The organism is Microbacterium sp. GW823-FHT02G05, from assembly GCF_058797175.1.
Map to the genome: position 1 here is coordinate 468593 of NZ_JBXAJK010000001.1, position 13189 is coordinate 481781.

General features: G+C 67.3%; 12 protein-coding genes. 6 read left to right on the plus strand and 6 right to left on the minus strand.

The annotated features are described in order from the left end of the window. Positions 1-100: 100 nt before the first annotated feature. Entirely contained in the window at positions 101-508 is a 408-nt protein-coding gene (locus AC1REM_RS02185; RefSeq protein ID WP_492513111.1) for an HNH endonuclease, read from the plus strand. Here AC1REM_RS02185 and AC1REM_RS02190 read toward each other — a convergent pair whose 3' ends face one another. Continuing rightward, on the minus strand, positions 509-1564 hold the full coding sequence (locus tag AC1REM_RS02190) for a DUF998 domain-containing protein (protein WP_492513112.1): 1056 nt from the start codon (positions 1562-1564) through the stop codon (positions 509-511). A gap of 64 nt (positions 1565-1628) precedes the next feature. Here AC1REM_RS02190 and AC1REM_RS02195 point away from each other — a divergent pair, with 64 nt between their 5' ends. From AC1REM_RS02195 to AC1REM_RS02205, 3 genes are read left to right on the plus strand one after another with little or no spacing between them, the layout of a single operon-like run. Next, on the plus strand, positions 1629-2666 hold the full coding sequence (locus AC1REM_RS02195; protein WP_492513113.1) for an FUSC family protein: 1038 nt from the start codon (positions 1629-1631) through the stop codon (positions 2664-2666). Between the two features lie 32 nt (positions 2667-2698). Next, positions 2699-3049 carry a zinc ribbon domain-containing protein YjdM gene (locus tag AC1REM_RS02200; protein WP_492513114.1) on the plus strand — a complete coding sequence of 117 codons (351 nt, stop codon included), beginning with the start codon at positions 2699-2701 and terminating at the stop codon, positions 3047-3049. 2 nt (positions 3050-3051) lie between these two features. After that, on the plus strand, positions 3052-3720 hold the full coding sequence (locus AC1REM_RS02205; protein WP_492513115.1) for a DNA alkylation repair protein: 669 nt from the start codon (positions 3052-3054) through the stop codon (positions 3718-3720). Between the two features lie 3 nt (positions 3721-3723). Here the strand turns inward: AC1REM_RS02205 and AC1REM_RS02210 are convergent, their stop codons facing one another. Further along, complete coding sequence (locus tag AC1REM_RS02210; RefSeq protein ID WP_492513116.1) at positions 3724-4731, minus strand: GGDEF domain-containing protein; 1008 nt, start codon at positions 4729-4731, stop codon at positions 3724-3726. A 130-nt stretch (positions 4732-4861) separates the two neighbouring features. On the opposite strand from AC1REM_RS02210, the gene AC1REM_RS02215 reads away from it, so the two are divergent. Then, the gene (locus AC1REM_RS02215) at positions 4862-5578 is read left to right on the plus strand and encodes an EAL domain-containing protein (protein ID WP_492513117.1); all 717 of its coding nucleotides are present in this window, start codon (positions 4862-4864) and stop codon (positions 5576-5578) included. Here the strand turns inward: AC1REM_RS02215 and AC1REM_RS02220 are convergent. Both AC1REM_RS02220 and AC1REM_RS02225 read right to left on the minus strand, forming a co-directional pair. Next, on the minus strand, positions 5540-5761 hold the full coding sequence (locus AC1REM_RS02220; protein WP_492513118.1) for a hypothetical protein: 222 nt from the start codon (positions 5759-5761) through the stop codon (positions 5540-5542). The two genes, AC1REM_RS02215 and AC1REM_RS02220, sit on opposite strands and share 39 nt — an antisense overlap. Continuing rightward, complete coding sequence (locus tag AC1REM_RS02225; RefSeq protein ID WP_492513119.1) at positions 5758-7200, minus strand: glycosyltransferase family 2 protein; 1443 nt, start codon at positions 7198-7200, stop codon at positions 5758-5760. Before AC1REM_RS02225 ends, AC1REM_RS02220 begins: the two co-directional genes overlap by 4 nt. Positions 7201-7371: 171 nt before the next feature. Between AC1REM_RS02225 and AC1REM_RS02230 the strand changes: the two genes are divergently transcribed. After that, the gene (locus AC1REM_RS02230) at positions 7372-9888 is read left to right on the plus strand and encodes a DEAD/DEAH box helicase (protein WP_492513120.1); all 2517 of its coding nucleotides are present in this window, start codon (positions 7372-7374) and stop codon (positions 9886-9888) included. Here the strand turns inward: AC1REM_RS02230 and AC1REM_RS02235 are convergent. Together AC1REM_RS02235 and AC1REM_RS02240 are read right to left on the minus strand one after the other, a co-directional pair. Further along, the gene (locus AC1REM_RS02235; RefSeq protein ID WP_492513121.1) at positions 9860-11461 is read right to left on the minus strand and encodes an ABC transporter ATP-binding protein; all 1602 of its coding nucleotides are present in this window, start codon (positions 11459-11461) and stop codon (positions 9860-9862) included. The two genes, AC1REM_RS02230 and AC1REM_RS02235, sit on opposite strands and share 29 nt — an antisense overlap. Positions 11462-11529: 68 nt before the next feature. Beyond that, a complete protein-coding gene (locus tag AC1REM_RS02240) occupies positions 11530-13188 on the minus strand; it encodes an ATP-binding cassette domain-containing protein (protein WP_492513122.1) in 1659 nt (552 codons plus the stop codon). Position 13189: the final 1 nt, after the last annotated feature.

The window sequence follows — 13189 nt, forward strand, 5'->3', positions numbered from 1 at the left end:
GATTCCACACTCCGCGCTAAGGCACCCTCCGCACATCCGCAAGGTGCCCTATTTCTCCTCCGCTCCGCCTTAGATCGCCGCCCTCGCCTAGAGTGACCCCATGCCCGCAAGCAACACCCGCCGCGCCCGCCTGAATCGCAAGCGGCGTCGTCGGGTCGCCGCGGCAGACAACGACCTCACTCCCCTCGAGTGGGAACAGCTGCGCAATGCCTGGGGCGGGTGCGCGTACTGCGGAGCATCCGGCGTTCCCCTGCAGCGCGACTGCGTGCAGCCCATCTCCCGCGGCGGGCGCTACACGATCGCCAACGTCGTGCCGGCCTGCGCCTCGTGCAATGCCAGCAAGTCGAACGGCGAGGTCACGACGTGGATGCGCCGGAAGAAGCTCGACGAGCGGGCGTTCCTGCTGCGCCTGCGCGCGGTGCACGACGAACTGCTGGCCGTCACGACCGACGACCCGAAGGCGGATGCGGCCTCCGGCACGCTCGCCAGCCCCGAGCCGTCCGCCTGATCAGCCCCGCAGCAGCGACTTGCGCGACGACGGACGCGATTCGTCAGGCGCCAGGATCGACAGCGAGCGCACGAGGGTGGTGAGCCAGAGCATCCCGAGTCCGACCACGATCACCTCGAGCACCGTCGTCGTGAACACGTGCCAGAAGGAGGAGAGCGCGACCGCGACGACGATGAGCACCACGACGGCGGCTGTCGTGATCTGCAGCGCCCGCGGTGGTCCGGGCATCGCGAGCGTAGTCACGACCGCCGACGCCGTGAAGAGAACGAGCGTCGCGATCGCCGCGGCGTCATGCAACGCCACGATCTCGTTCAAGGGGAAGAACCCGACGGCGCCGAGCGCCACGCCGGTGGCAATCCAGAGTGCGACGACCCACACGATGCGAGGCAGGGCGCGGTCGCCGCGCAGACGGTGCAGGTCACGGCCGATGTAGGTGCCGACGGTCGCGACGAGGAGTCCGCCCACGATGACCGTGCCGTTGAACGCCCAGGCGTCGCTCCCGATGCCCAACTGAGAGAAGTTGAGTCGCCACCAGAACGGATCGGCCGCCGTGATCATCGCGAACAGCGTCCCGATCACGAGGTAGACCGACAGGAGTCGGGCGAGATCCTGTGTCTGCAGACCGATGCCGGCGGTGAACGCGAAGCGTCCACCTAACGCACTGGCGATGGCGGCCAGAATCGCCCCGCCGATCATCGGCAGCTCGAGGCCGTGCAGACCAACCGCCAGGATCTCTACCGTCAGCAGCGCACCGAGGCCTGTCACTCCCGCATAGGCGATCGTGAGCGCGACCGCCGAGAGATCAGAGATGGCGGTCTGCCACCACGGCATCTCTCGCGTCTCACCACTGCGGTGCAGGAACGTGCTCACGACGAAGCTCGCAGCGGCGATGATGCCCGCCACGAGCGCGACAGGGAGACCCACGCCGCCGAGCCCGGTCAACGGACGCGGCGCCCCCTGCATGACAAGCAGGCCGATGCCGAGCCCGAGCAGGAAGCAGATCACGCTCGCCCAGGTAGCACGGCTCTCTGCACGGAGCGGGTCGACATTCTGCATGCGTCCATGCAAGCACGGGCAACCGACGTCGGTGCGCCACAGGCGAGCGAGTAGCGTTGTCGCCATGCGGATGACGGCGGCGGTGCGGGCGGCGAAACGGGCGCCACTGCTGCAGGTGGTGAAGTCGGTGGTCGCGACCATCACGGCGTGGATCCTCGCGGGCCTTGTCGTGCCAGGACAGCTGCCAGTGTTCGCCGCGATCGCCGCCCTCCTGGTCGTGCAGCCGAGCGTGAACCAGTCGCTGTCGAAGGCGATCGAGCGCAGCATCGGCGTCATCGTCGGCGTCGTGATCGCCACGCTCCTGACGCTGCTGCTCGGCATGCACAGCTGGATTGTGCTGCTCGCGATCCTCGTCGCGCTCACGATCGCCTGGGCGTTCAAAGCCACCCCGGGCACGGCCAACCAGGTCGCGATCTCGGCGATGCTCGTGCTCGCGCTCGGCGCCTCCAGCCCCGACTACGCGTTCGCCCGCATCATCGAGACGCTCATCGGCGCAGCGATCGGACTTATCATCAACGTGCTGATCGTGCCGCCGGTGCTCGTCGCGCCGGCCCGCCGCGACATCGGACTGCTCGGCGTCGAGCTCGCCGCGACGCTCGACCGCCTCGCCGACGCCCTCCCAAAGACGAACTCTCCCGCGCGCGTGCTGGAGATCCTGCTGCAGGCGCGGCTGCTGCGTCCGATGCGCGACGCGGCCGAGGCATCCCTCATCGCGGGCGAGGAATCACTGGCGCTGAACCCGCGCGGCGGGGCACACCGCGCCGCGCTCGCCCACCTGCGCACCCTTCTCGACACCCTGACGCCGGTGGTCACGCAGGCGATCGGGATGACACGCGCCTACGTCGATCACTACGACGACACGATCAGCGACGAACCCGCCGCGCGCGCCATCGCCGAGCAGCTGCATCGCGCCGGGCATGACGTCCGCCTTGCGGTGCAGGTCGCGGAAGCATCCCCGGAACCCGAGGCCTTCACCTCCGCGATTCCCGCACTCACCGCCCCGCTCGCCGTCGTCGCCCCCTCGTCTGATCACTGGATCCTCATCGGCTCGCTCCTGGAGGACCTGCGCCGCATGCGCGCGACCCTCGTCGGCGAGGTCTGAGACACGGCACTCCGACGGCCTACCCTGGAGGCATGGCCGATTCTCTTCCCCTGTGCCCGGAGTGCGACAGCGAGCACGCCTACGAGATGGGCGCTCTGCTGGTCTGCCCGATGTGCGGCCACGAGTGGTCGCCCGCGTCCGACAGCGACGGCGCCCCCGCATCCGAAGCAGTGGTGAGGGATGCTGTCGGCAATCCCCTCGCCGATGGTGACACCGTCACGCTCGTGACGAGCCTCAAGGTCAAGGGCTCGCTCAGCATCAAGGCGGGCACCAAGGTCCGCAACATCCGACTGATCGATCCGGTCAACGGGCACGATATCGACTGCAAGATCGACGGCTTCGGCGCCATGCTGCTGAAGTCCAGCGTCGTCAAGAAGGCGTGACCATGCCGGGTTTCACGGTTCCGGAAGCGCTCGCAGAGCTCGCTGCTCTCGAAGATCCCAAGATGCGTGCAGCGAACGAGAAGCGCGGCGACGACCATGGCATGAACCTGAGTCGGCTGCGGGCACTCGCGAAGCAGATCAAGACCGACCACGCCCTCGCACAGGATCTCTGGGCGACCGGTGAGACCCCCGCGCGCCTGCTCGCGCTGCTGATCTGCACGCCGCGCTCGTTCACCGCGGATGAACTCGACGCGATGCTGCGCGAGACCGACGTGCCGAAGGTCAACGACTGGTTCGTCAACTACATCGCGAAGAAGACACCGCTCGCGGAGGAGATGCGGATCCGCTGGTTCGAGGACGCCGACCCCACGGTCGCCGCGGCCGCCTGGTCGCTCACCTCGGTGCGCGTCGCGAAGTCGCCAGACGGCCTCGACCTCGCGCACCTGCTCGATCTCATCGAGCGAGACATGAAGTCAGCTCCCGCACGCCTGCAGTGGTCGATGAACGAGACGCTCGCGCAGATCGGCATCTTCCACCCGTCACTGCGTGACCGCGCGCTGTCGATCGGCAACAGCCTGCAGGTGCTCGCCGACTATCCGACCTCACCCGGGTGCACATCGCCGTTCGCGCCGATCTGGATCAACGAGATGGTGCGCCGCAACGAGGGCTGACGCTCAGCGGTTGCGCTTCTGCTCGTACATCGCCTCATCGGCCCGACGAACCGCGTCGTCGATCGTCTCGCCGGAGGCGAACTCGGCCACGCCCCAGGACCAGGGGTGGATCGCGAGGTCGCGCATCCGCTGCAGTTGCCGCGTGGCGTCGGCCGCCGTGGTCGCCGGCAACAGCATGACGAACTCGTCGCCGCCCATGCGGCCCAGCACATCGTGCGGGCGCGAGAGTGAGATCCACTGGGCGACCAGGCTCTTGAGCACATCGTCGCCAGCGGCGTGACCCTCACCATCGTTGAGGGTCTTGAAATGGTCGAGGTCGAGAACGGCGATCGCGAGCGGATGCGTATTCCGCTGGGAACGACGGATCTCGCGCGCGGCCTGCTCGAAGAAACCGCGACGATTGAGTGCGCCGGTGAGAGCATCCGTATTGATCTGCAGCATCATCCGATGACGGACGAAGAGTCCCATCTCGAGACACAGCCAGGCGAAGAGAGCCAGACCGAGCACGTTGATCGGTCCGAGCATTCCGCCGGGCTGGCCGAACGGTCCCAGCAGGATCGCCAGACACACGGCGCCCACGATGATCGCGACAGTCACCCGCGCGAAGCGCGCACCGTAGAACCAGGCACAGTACATCGCCATGATCGGCAGCTGCTGGAGGCTTGCGATCGTGTTCTGCCGTTCATCGGAGAAGCCGATGTAGTAGACCGACACGAGGGCGTGCGCCAGGATGACGAGGATCCCCACCCACGCGGGAAAGCGCAGCCCCATCCAGAACACCTGCACGGCCACCAGAAGCGACGCGGCGAGCAGGCCCACCGACAGCCAGTACTCGAATACCGTGATGTCGTCTTCGAAGAGCTCGAAAACGAAGAGCACGCCCATGAACAGCACGATCGTGGCGGTGACGATCGAGTATGTGGTGGTGCGCCCACGCAGACGCGTGAGCCAGGCGGAGCCCAGCCAGGAGAGTCCGGCGCTGTCTTCCACCTCGATACGCTGGACGACCACTTCGCCACCTCCCCTTGTGCCGATGATCGGCGCCCCTTCCCGTGGCCGCCGCTCCAAGAATACTGGCCATCGTGTCGGGCGACGACTGAGCTATACACTTAGCCGTGATCGCCCGACGAGATGGATGCCGATGACGCACCTCGCAGATGACGCCCGCGCTTTCTACCAGCCGCTCGTCGACCTGCCCGCCCGCACGGTGGTGGGATTCGAGGCGCTGGCGCGCTTCGCCGACGGCACTCCGCCGCCCGAACGCCTTGCGCACGCCGAGGCTCTCGGCGAGCGCGACGAGCTGGAGATGCGTCTCATCGAACTGGCGGTCGGCACGTCGGTCACCCTTCCCGAAGACGCCTTCGTCACGCTCAATGCCTCTTCATCGACGATGCTCGCTGAGGGGCTCGACGCGATCCTCGCCGGAACGACCCGCGCCTGGGGTCTTGAGCTGTACGAAGGTTCCGCTGTCGAGGAGAGCCGGGCGGTCCGCGAGCGGATCTCCTCGCTCGGCGCGTTCCTGCTGATCGACGACGCCGGAGCGGGGCTCGCCGATGAGAAGCGCATCGTCGACCTGCGCCCGGACATCGTCAAGATCGACCGTCTGCTCTTCTGGGCGGCGCTCGATGACGAGGTGGAGCGCGAGCGAGTGGCGTCCCTCAGCCGCGCGGCGCGTTCCGTCGGAGCCCGCGTGCTGGTCGAGGGCATCGAGACGGCCGAGCAGGTGGATGCAGCGCGCGAGCTGGGTGCCGTCCTCGGCCAGGGCTATTACCTTGGCCGCCCCACCCCTCCCGAGGACATCCCCGCCGTGCTCGCCGAGCTACAGCGAACCATCGGGGTAGATACTCCGGGTCTCTGACCGACGACTGCGCCCCTTGTGCCCGGGTCGCTGCGGCAGCGGCACGATCTTGATGACACCGAGGATCACATAGATCACGGTGTTGATCGCGACGAACGTCGCCAGCGTCGAGAACCAGTCGCTCAGCAGGAATGACTCGGGCAGGAGCAGCCCCGCAGGAACCGCATTCAGCACACTCATCATCGCGCCACCTCCGCCTTCGTCCCGACTTTCACTCCGTGGTCCACGTGCTTCCAGGTCGCGCTGCGGCCGAAGGCGATCTCGAACACGCCCTTGAGGAATGCCAGGTTCAGGAAGCAGTCGTAGACGAGCTCAGGAAAGACCAGCACAGCCACGAGACGTGCTCGCCATCCGCCCCGCCAGACCGTGATCACCCGCTCGACCGCGAAGACAGCACCGATTCCCAACCAGAACGGGAACCAGATCCAGGTGTCCATGGCGACGAGCATCAGCCCGAACAGCAGGAAGTAGGCGAAGAGCGCGATCACCCCGTAGCCGATGCTGATCTGCTGCGCCCAGTACCGCAGCGTCTGTGGCGTGATCCCGTACGCGCCCAGATTCTCGAGCGCTCCGCGCTGCCAGCGCAGGCGCTGCGCCCACAGCATCCGCCAGTTCGGCATGAGCTCGGTGACGACCGTGCATTCCATCGGTGAGATCGTGAGTCCGCCGAGCGACTTGATCGCGATCGTCAACTCGTTGTCCTCGGTCAGGGCCGCCGTGTCGTAGACCTCGCCGGTCGTGCCGGGGATGAGCGTGCCTCGTGCATCCGCGATCGCGCGGAGCGCCGCAGAACGGAAGATCGACGCCGTGCCCGTGAGCACGAACACGCGACCGCGGCGCCTCTTGATCTCACGCATGTAGCGGAAATACTCGTTGCGCTGGAACTGACCGAGCAGGCCGTGCCCGTCCTCGCCCTCGAACAGTCCGCCGACGGCCATGAGTGCGCGGTCGGCGGTGAACCGCTGCGCAGCGACCTCGAGGAACTCGTCGCCGATCTGGCTGTCGGCGTCCATGATCATGACGGTGTCGTTGTCGCCGAGCGTGGGAAGCAGGTCGCGCAGCGCCTGATTGAGCGCGCCGCCCTTCTTGTGCGTGTTGCCGACAGTCTCGAAGACGTCTGCTCCGTGCGCGCGGGCGACTTCGACGGTGCCGTCCGTGCAGTTGTCGGCGACGACGAGCACACGCGACGGCGGGCGCGACTGTCGCTGCAGAGACGCCAGGGTGTGCCCGATGGATGCTTCTTCGTTGTGCGCCGGGATCAGGACCGTCACGGTGACCTCGCCCGCGAACTCGCCCCGCGTACGTTCCATGACCACGCGGGGAGCCAGGGGCAGGTTGACCGTCTCAGAGCCGGCGCGACGGTACCGGTTGGCCACGACCCGTTCACTGACCACCACGAAGACGACCATGATGAGCGCGAGAGTCAGAGCCATCCCGAGCACCCAGAGGTTGGGAAGCTCGGAGTTGTAGTAGACGGTCCAGATCCCGCCCAGGGTGAGTTGTCCGTAGTCCCAGATCGTCGGAGGGTGCGTGATCGCGACGCCCCACCACAGCAGGCCCGCCGCGGCGAGCACCACAACGATCACGATCAGCCCGACAGCGCGCTGAAAGAAAGTGTTCACGTCCGTCTCCGCCCTCATTCGAAGCATCCGTTCCTTGCGAGGCTACCGAAACATGAGTCGAGAGTGTTCGTGATCTCTCGCACCTGTGGGAAAAGGTCGCGGAGCGATGCTCGAGACGGCACCAGGATGTTCGGGGACGGGGATACCGGCTGCATGAGGGATGATCGAAGGATGCGTCTCGACCCCACCGCCCTCCGCGACTCCGGGGCCGCCACAGACCCGGACGCGATCTATCTGGCCTTCGTCGAATGGGCGGAGTCCACCGGCATCTCCCTCTATCCGGCGCAGGACGAGGCGATCATCGAGATCGTCTCCGGTCAGAACCTGATCCTCTCGACCCCGACCGGCACAGGGAAGTCGCTCGTCGCGATCGGCGCGCACTTCGCGGCTCTCGCCACGGGGCGCAGGACCTACTACACGGCACCGATCAAGGCCCTCGTCAGCGAGAAGTTCTTCGCGCTCGTCGACATCTTCGGACCGGAGAACGTCGGCATGGTGACGGGAGATTCCGCGGTGAACGCGGATGCGCCGATCATCTGCTGCACGGCGGAGATCCTCGCGAACCTCGCGCTGCGCGAGGGACCGGATGCCGACGTCGGCCAGGTCGTCATGGACGAGTTTCACTTCTACGCCGATCCCGACCGCGGATGGGCCTGGCAGGTGCCGCTGCTGACGCTGCCGCAGGCGCAGTTCGTGCTGATGTCGGCGACCCTCGGCGATGTCACCGAGCTCGCCGAGGACCTCACCCGCCGCACCGGGCGCCAGACCGCGACCGTCACCGGCGTCGAGCGCCCCGTGCCTCTGCACTTCTACTACGAGACGACACCGATCCACGAGACGATCGAAGAGCTGCTGTCCACCGGCCAGGCGCCGATCTACATCGTCCATTTCTCGCAGGCGGCCGCGATGGAGCGCGCACAGGCACTGTCGAGCACGAAGATCGCCAGCCGCGAGCAGCGGGATGAGATCGCGGAGCTCATCGGCGCATTCCGCTTCACGACCGCCTTCGGAAAGACGCTCTCACGCTTCCTGCGCGCGGGCATCGGCGTGCATCACGCTGGGATGCTTCCGAAGTACCGTCGCCTGGTCGAGCAGCTCGCCCAGCGCGGCCTCCTGCGCGTGATCTGCGGCACCGACACCCTCGGCGTCGGCATCAACGTGCCGATCCGCACGGTGCTGCTGACCGCCCTGACGAAGTTCGACGGCATAAGGATGCGCCAGCTCAACGCCCGCGAGTTCCACCAGATCGCGGGGCGCGCCGGCCGCGCGGGCTTCGACACCGCGGGCACTGTCGTCGCGCAGGCGCCCGAGCATGAGTCGGAGAACATCGCGGCGATCAAGAAGGCCGGCGACGACCCGAAGAAGAAGCGCAAGATCGTGCGCAAGAAGGCCCCCGACGGCTTCGTCTCGTGGGGGGAGCCCTCGTTCCAGAAGCTCATCGCCGCGGAGCCTGAGACGCTCACTTCGCACATGCAGGTCACGAGCGCGATGATCCTGAACGTGATCGGACGCGGCGGCGACGCCTTCGCGACGATGCGTCAGCTCATCTTCGACAACCACGAGCCGCGGGCACGCCAGCGCGAGCTCGCCCGGCGCGCGCTCGGCATCTACCGCACCTTGCGCGACTCCGGCATCGTCGAGCAGACGCCAGACGGAAGCATCCGCCTCACCGTCGACATGCCGCCGCACTTCGCGCTCAATCAGCCGCTCTCGCCCTTCGCCCTCGCCGCCTTCGAGCTGCTCGATCCCGAAAGCGCGACGTTTGCGCTCGACATGATCTCGATCGTCGAATCCACGCTCGATGATCCGCGTGCGGTGCTCGGGCAGCAGGAATTCCTCGCCCGAGGCGAAGCCGTCGCCGAGATGAAACGCGAGGGCATCGAGTACGAGGAGCGCATGGAGCTGCTCGAGCAGATCACGTACCCGAAGCCGCTCGACGAGCTGCTGGGGGCGGCGTTCGAGACCTACAGCGCGGCGCAGCCGTGGATCCGCGACTTCGAGGTGCGCCCGAAGTCGGTCGTCCGCGACATGTACGAGCGGGCGATGTCGTTCGGCGAGTACGTGGCCTTCTATAAGATCGCCCGGTCCGAGGGTGTGGTGCTGCGCTACCTCTCGGACGCCTACCGGGCGGCGTCGCAGACGATCCCCGAGCATCTCAAGAACGAGGATCTGCGCGATCTGATCGAGTGGCTCGGCGAGCTCGTGCGTCAGGTCGACTCGTCACTGCTCGACGAATGGGAGGAGCTGGTCACCGGTACCGACGACGGCATCGTCGATCTGCACCGCGCCGACGACGAGCCGATCGTTCCCCCGGCGCCGAAGCGCCTCACCACGAACGTGCGCGCCTTCCGCATCCTCGTGCGCAATGAGCTGTTCCGTCGGGTGCAGCTCGCCGCCCGAGAGGACGTCGAGGCGCTGGCCGCGCTCGACCCAGAGTTCGGAGTGGCGGGGTGGGATACCGCGTTGGACGCCTACTTCGCCGAGCACGACGAGATCCTCACGGGCCCGGATGCCCGCAGCTCGAAGCTGCTCATCCTTGAAGAGGGCGCCGCGGCCTGGACGGCACGACAGATCATCGATGATCCCGCGGGCGATCACGACTGGGGGATCTCGGCGACGATCGACCTTGCAGCATCTGACGAAGCTGGCGAGGCCGTCGTCACCGTGACGGCCGTGAACAGGCTGTAACCGGCACCGTCGTGACGACGGGGATCACCCGCGACAGTCGGTCGAGCGTCTCACGGCGGTGCGACGCCAACAGCACGGTGCCCTCGAACTGCGCGACCACGTCAGAGATGACCCGCTCGGTCACCGGGTCAAGGCTTGCCGTGATCTCATCGAGGAGGAGAATCCGCGGAGCACGACACAACGCACGTGCGAGGGCGAGTCGGGCCTGCTGGCCACCGGAGAGGCGCATACCGTGCTCTCCGAGACGGTCGTCGAGTGTGATCCAGGTGTCCGCTCCGACGCGAACGAGCGCCCGGTGCAGCTCCTCGTCACTGAGCGCCTCCGTTCCGCGTTGCAGTTCCTCCCGCACGGTACCGTGGAAGAGCCTCGGTTCCTGTTCGACCACCGCCACAACGCGCCGCAGGTCGCTGTCGCTGAGCGCTGACACCGGATACTCACGACCACTGTCGTCGAGGAGCGCAACCGTACCGGAGGTGGGGTCCCAGAGACGAGCAGCGAGGGCGATGGCGGTGCTCTTGCCCGCACCAGACGGACCGGTGATGCCCACATGCTCGCCTGGTTCAATGACGGCTGACCAGCGATCCAAGGCCGTCGAACCGTCACCATAAGCGAAGGTGACCTCACGAAAGCGCACACCGAGAGCGCCGGATGGCAGGGCCAGCGGCTGGGTGGCCGCCGTCACAGTCGCGGGACGCTCCAGGGCGTCGCCGACTCTCTGCGCCGCTGCCGCAAGCGGGTGCAGCGCGGACCCGATCCGCGCAGCCTCTGCCACGCTCGCCACCCCCGAGACCGCGAGCGCGAGCAGCGCAGGCAGCCACGCCAGCAGATCGTCGGCGACAGGAAAGACGATCCCCTGAGCGATGATCGCGACGACGACGACGCTCAGCAGCAGCTCTCTGAGCCCATCGACCCCCGCGCTGAGCACGGCACGACGCCTCGAGGTGCGCCCCGATCGGCGGGTGCTGTCGCGCACCTGTTCGATGATGCGCTGTTCCAGACCGTAGGCGAGGACCTCTCGCACTGCACCGAGCGCATCGACAATGCGCTCCGAGTGCGATTCTCGTTCACGCTGCTCCGCATGCCCGATCTCATGCGCTGTCGCCGCCGACCACCATACTGATGTCGCCACCGCGATACCGCCGATCAGCACGACGAGCGCTGCGCCCGGCATCACCGCCAGTGCGCCGAGGACGGCGACGAGAAAGACGGTGACGGCGGCACCCATCTGAGCGATGGTGTGCGCGTAGAAGAACTCCAGTCGCTCCAGATCGGTCATCACCACGCCTGCTGCTCGACCGCTGTGCTCGCGCCACCGCCCCGGCACGCTTCGAGCGTAGGCATCGAAGAGCGCCATACGCAGGCGAGCAAGCACTCGATAGGCGAGCGCGTGGGACGCATCCATCTCGTGCCAGGTCAGCACAACACGCAGCAGTACCAGGGCAACCATCGCGAACCACCACACCGATGACGGGAGGGTGCCGTCGATGACTGCTCGGCCCACGCCGAGTGCCGCGAGGACGCCGAGCGCGACCAGAGTGAGCATGCTCATCGTGGCGACAAGGTAGCCGGTCACGATGCGCGGCCATTCTGCCCGCAACGGAGGGAGTAGTCGCGCCAATGTCGAGAGTGTGCCCTGGCCGCTCATGGGTGCACTCGTTCCAGATGCCCGTCGCTCAGATGGTGCACCTCGCCGACACGGGCCAGCGCTTCTGACCGGTGGCTGATCATGAGCACGATCCTTTCCCGGGCCACCCTGTCGAGCGTGTCGGCGATGGTCTCAGCCCCCGTCTCGTCGAGTGCGCTTGTCGGCTCGTCCACGAGAAGCACCGGCCGGTCGGCGAGGAGCGCGCGCGCCAGGGCGAGGCGCTGACGCTGTCCGCCAGAAAGGCTCGACCCCGCCTCAGCGACGGGCGTGTCGAATCCGCCCGGCATGGCGAGGACCTCATCGAGGATGCCCGCGGCAGCGCACGCCGCACGAACGCTTTCGTCATCGGCACGGTCAAGAGCGATGTTCTCGCGGATGGTTCCTGCGAAGAGCACGGGCCGCTGTGAGAGCACGGCGATGTCGGCTGTGCGCAAAGGCCGCCCGTGGAGTTCGATGCTCCCGGCATCCGGGAGGAGGAACCCGAGGAGCAGATCGAACAGGGTGGATTTTCCGACGCCCGATCCTCCGGCGATCGCGTGCACCGCCCCAACGCGTGCCTGCAGATCGAGACCCCTGATGATCGCCTGATCCGCACCGGGGTACCGGTAGGTCAGCCCTGTCACGCACAGTCCGCCCTCCCCGGAGAGGCTGAGCACCGGGGGCGATGCGGTTGCGTCCGCCGCGACGGGGGCCTCCGCCCCCTGTTCTCGTTTGAAGGCTCCGAGTGCGGCGAGACCGGGCACGGCGCTCACCCCGAGGAAGCCCGCGTGCCACTGTCGAGACAGATCACGCACGGGGCGGAATGCTTCGGAAGAGAGGAGCAGCAGCGCGTAAACCTCGACGGTCGGGGTGCTTCCAGTGGCGGCCGCGCCCATCGCGAGCATCGCTGCGGCGACAACGCCGGCCTGCACGGCGAGGTCGATGATCGCGGTCTCTGCCAGAGAGGCCCGCATGACGCGTTCCGTCGCCTGACGCAGCTCTTCCGAGCGGCCATGCAGTTGCGCCCGCGTGGAGCCGACTGCCTCCAGCATCCTCAGTGTGGACATCCCCCGCAGCGCTTCGAGCAGGTCAGCGCTGAGCGCCTCATAGGAGTCCCAGTGTGCGAGGCCTCGTCGCGCCAGCATCCGCTTCCAACCCCACGGACCGAGGATCGCGAGGCCGATGCCACATGCGACGCAGGCCGCGGCGGCGGGCGAGAGCACGGCAAGAATCGCGACGGCGGTGGCACTTCCTGCCAGCAGCTGGATGACGGAGGGAATGTACTTCGAGACATAGGTGTCGACGCCGTCGATGCCGTCTGCGAGCGCGATATGGGTTGCACCGTCGCGCTGACTGAGATCGTGGAGGCTGTGCGGGACAAGAACCGCCCGCAACGCATCAGAGCGCAGTCGTTCTCGCACATCGGCGCCGTGCCGGGCGGCAGCACGCGCCTGCGCCATGGATAACAGGAGCCGGAGAATCCCGGCACTGAGCAAAGCGAGCACTCCGGCGAGCGCGCGCTCGATGTTCCCGGCCACGAGTGCCGCAAGCGCCACGGCGAGCGCTATGGCCTGCCCGAGGTGCGTGCCGTAGACGGCGAGTTGTAGCAGGGCGCTGGCGGCGAGACCGCGCGGCGCGCGTGCGGCGGCGCGCCAGAGGTCGGGAACGATCATCATG

What these genes read in the sequence shown, in the direction of transcription:
- AC1REM_RS02220 (WP_492513118.1), bottom strand. Translation starts at nt 5,761, where the DNA reads ATGATGAGTGTGCTGAATGCGGTTCCTGCGGGGCTGCTCCTGCCCGAG.
- AC1REM_RS02215 (WP_492513117.1), top strand. Translation starts at nt 4,862, where the DNA reads ATGACGCACCTCGCAGATGACGCCCGCGCTTTCTACCAGCCGCTCGTC.
- AC1REM_RS02200 (WP_492513114.1), top strand. Translation starts at nt 2,699, where the DNA reads ATGGCCGATTCTCTTCCCCTGTGCCCGGAGTGCGACAGCGAGCACGCC.
- AC1REM_RS02195 (WP_492513113.1), top strand. Translation starts at nt 1,629, where the DNA reads ATGCGGATGACGGCGGCGGTGCGGGCGGCGAAACGGGCGCCACTGCTG.
- AC1REM_RS02230 (WP_492513120.1), top strand. Translation starts at nt 7,372, where the DNA reads ATGCGTCTCGACCCCACCGCCCTCCGCGACTCCGGGGCCGCCACAGAC.
- AC1REM_RS02190 (WP_492513112.1), bottom strand. Translation starts at nt 1,564, where the DNA reads ATGCAGAATGTCGACCCGCTCCGTGCAGAGAGCCGTGCTACCTGGGCG.
- AC1REM_RS02240 (WP_492513122.1), bottom strand. Translation starts at nt 13,188, where the DNA reads ATGATGATCGTTCCCGACCTCTGGCGCGCCGCCGCACGCGCGCCGCGC.
- AC1REM_RS02205 (WP_492513115.1), top strand. Translation starts at nt 3,052, where the DNA reads ATGCCGGGTTTCACGGTTCCGGAAGCGCTCGCAGAGCTCGCTGCTCTC.
- AC1REM_RS02185 (WP_492513111.1), top strand. Translation starts at nt 101, where the DNA reads ATGCCCGCAAGCAACACCCGCCGCGCCCGCCTGAATCGCAAGCGGCGT.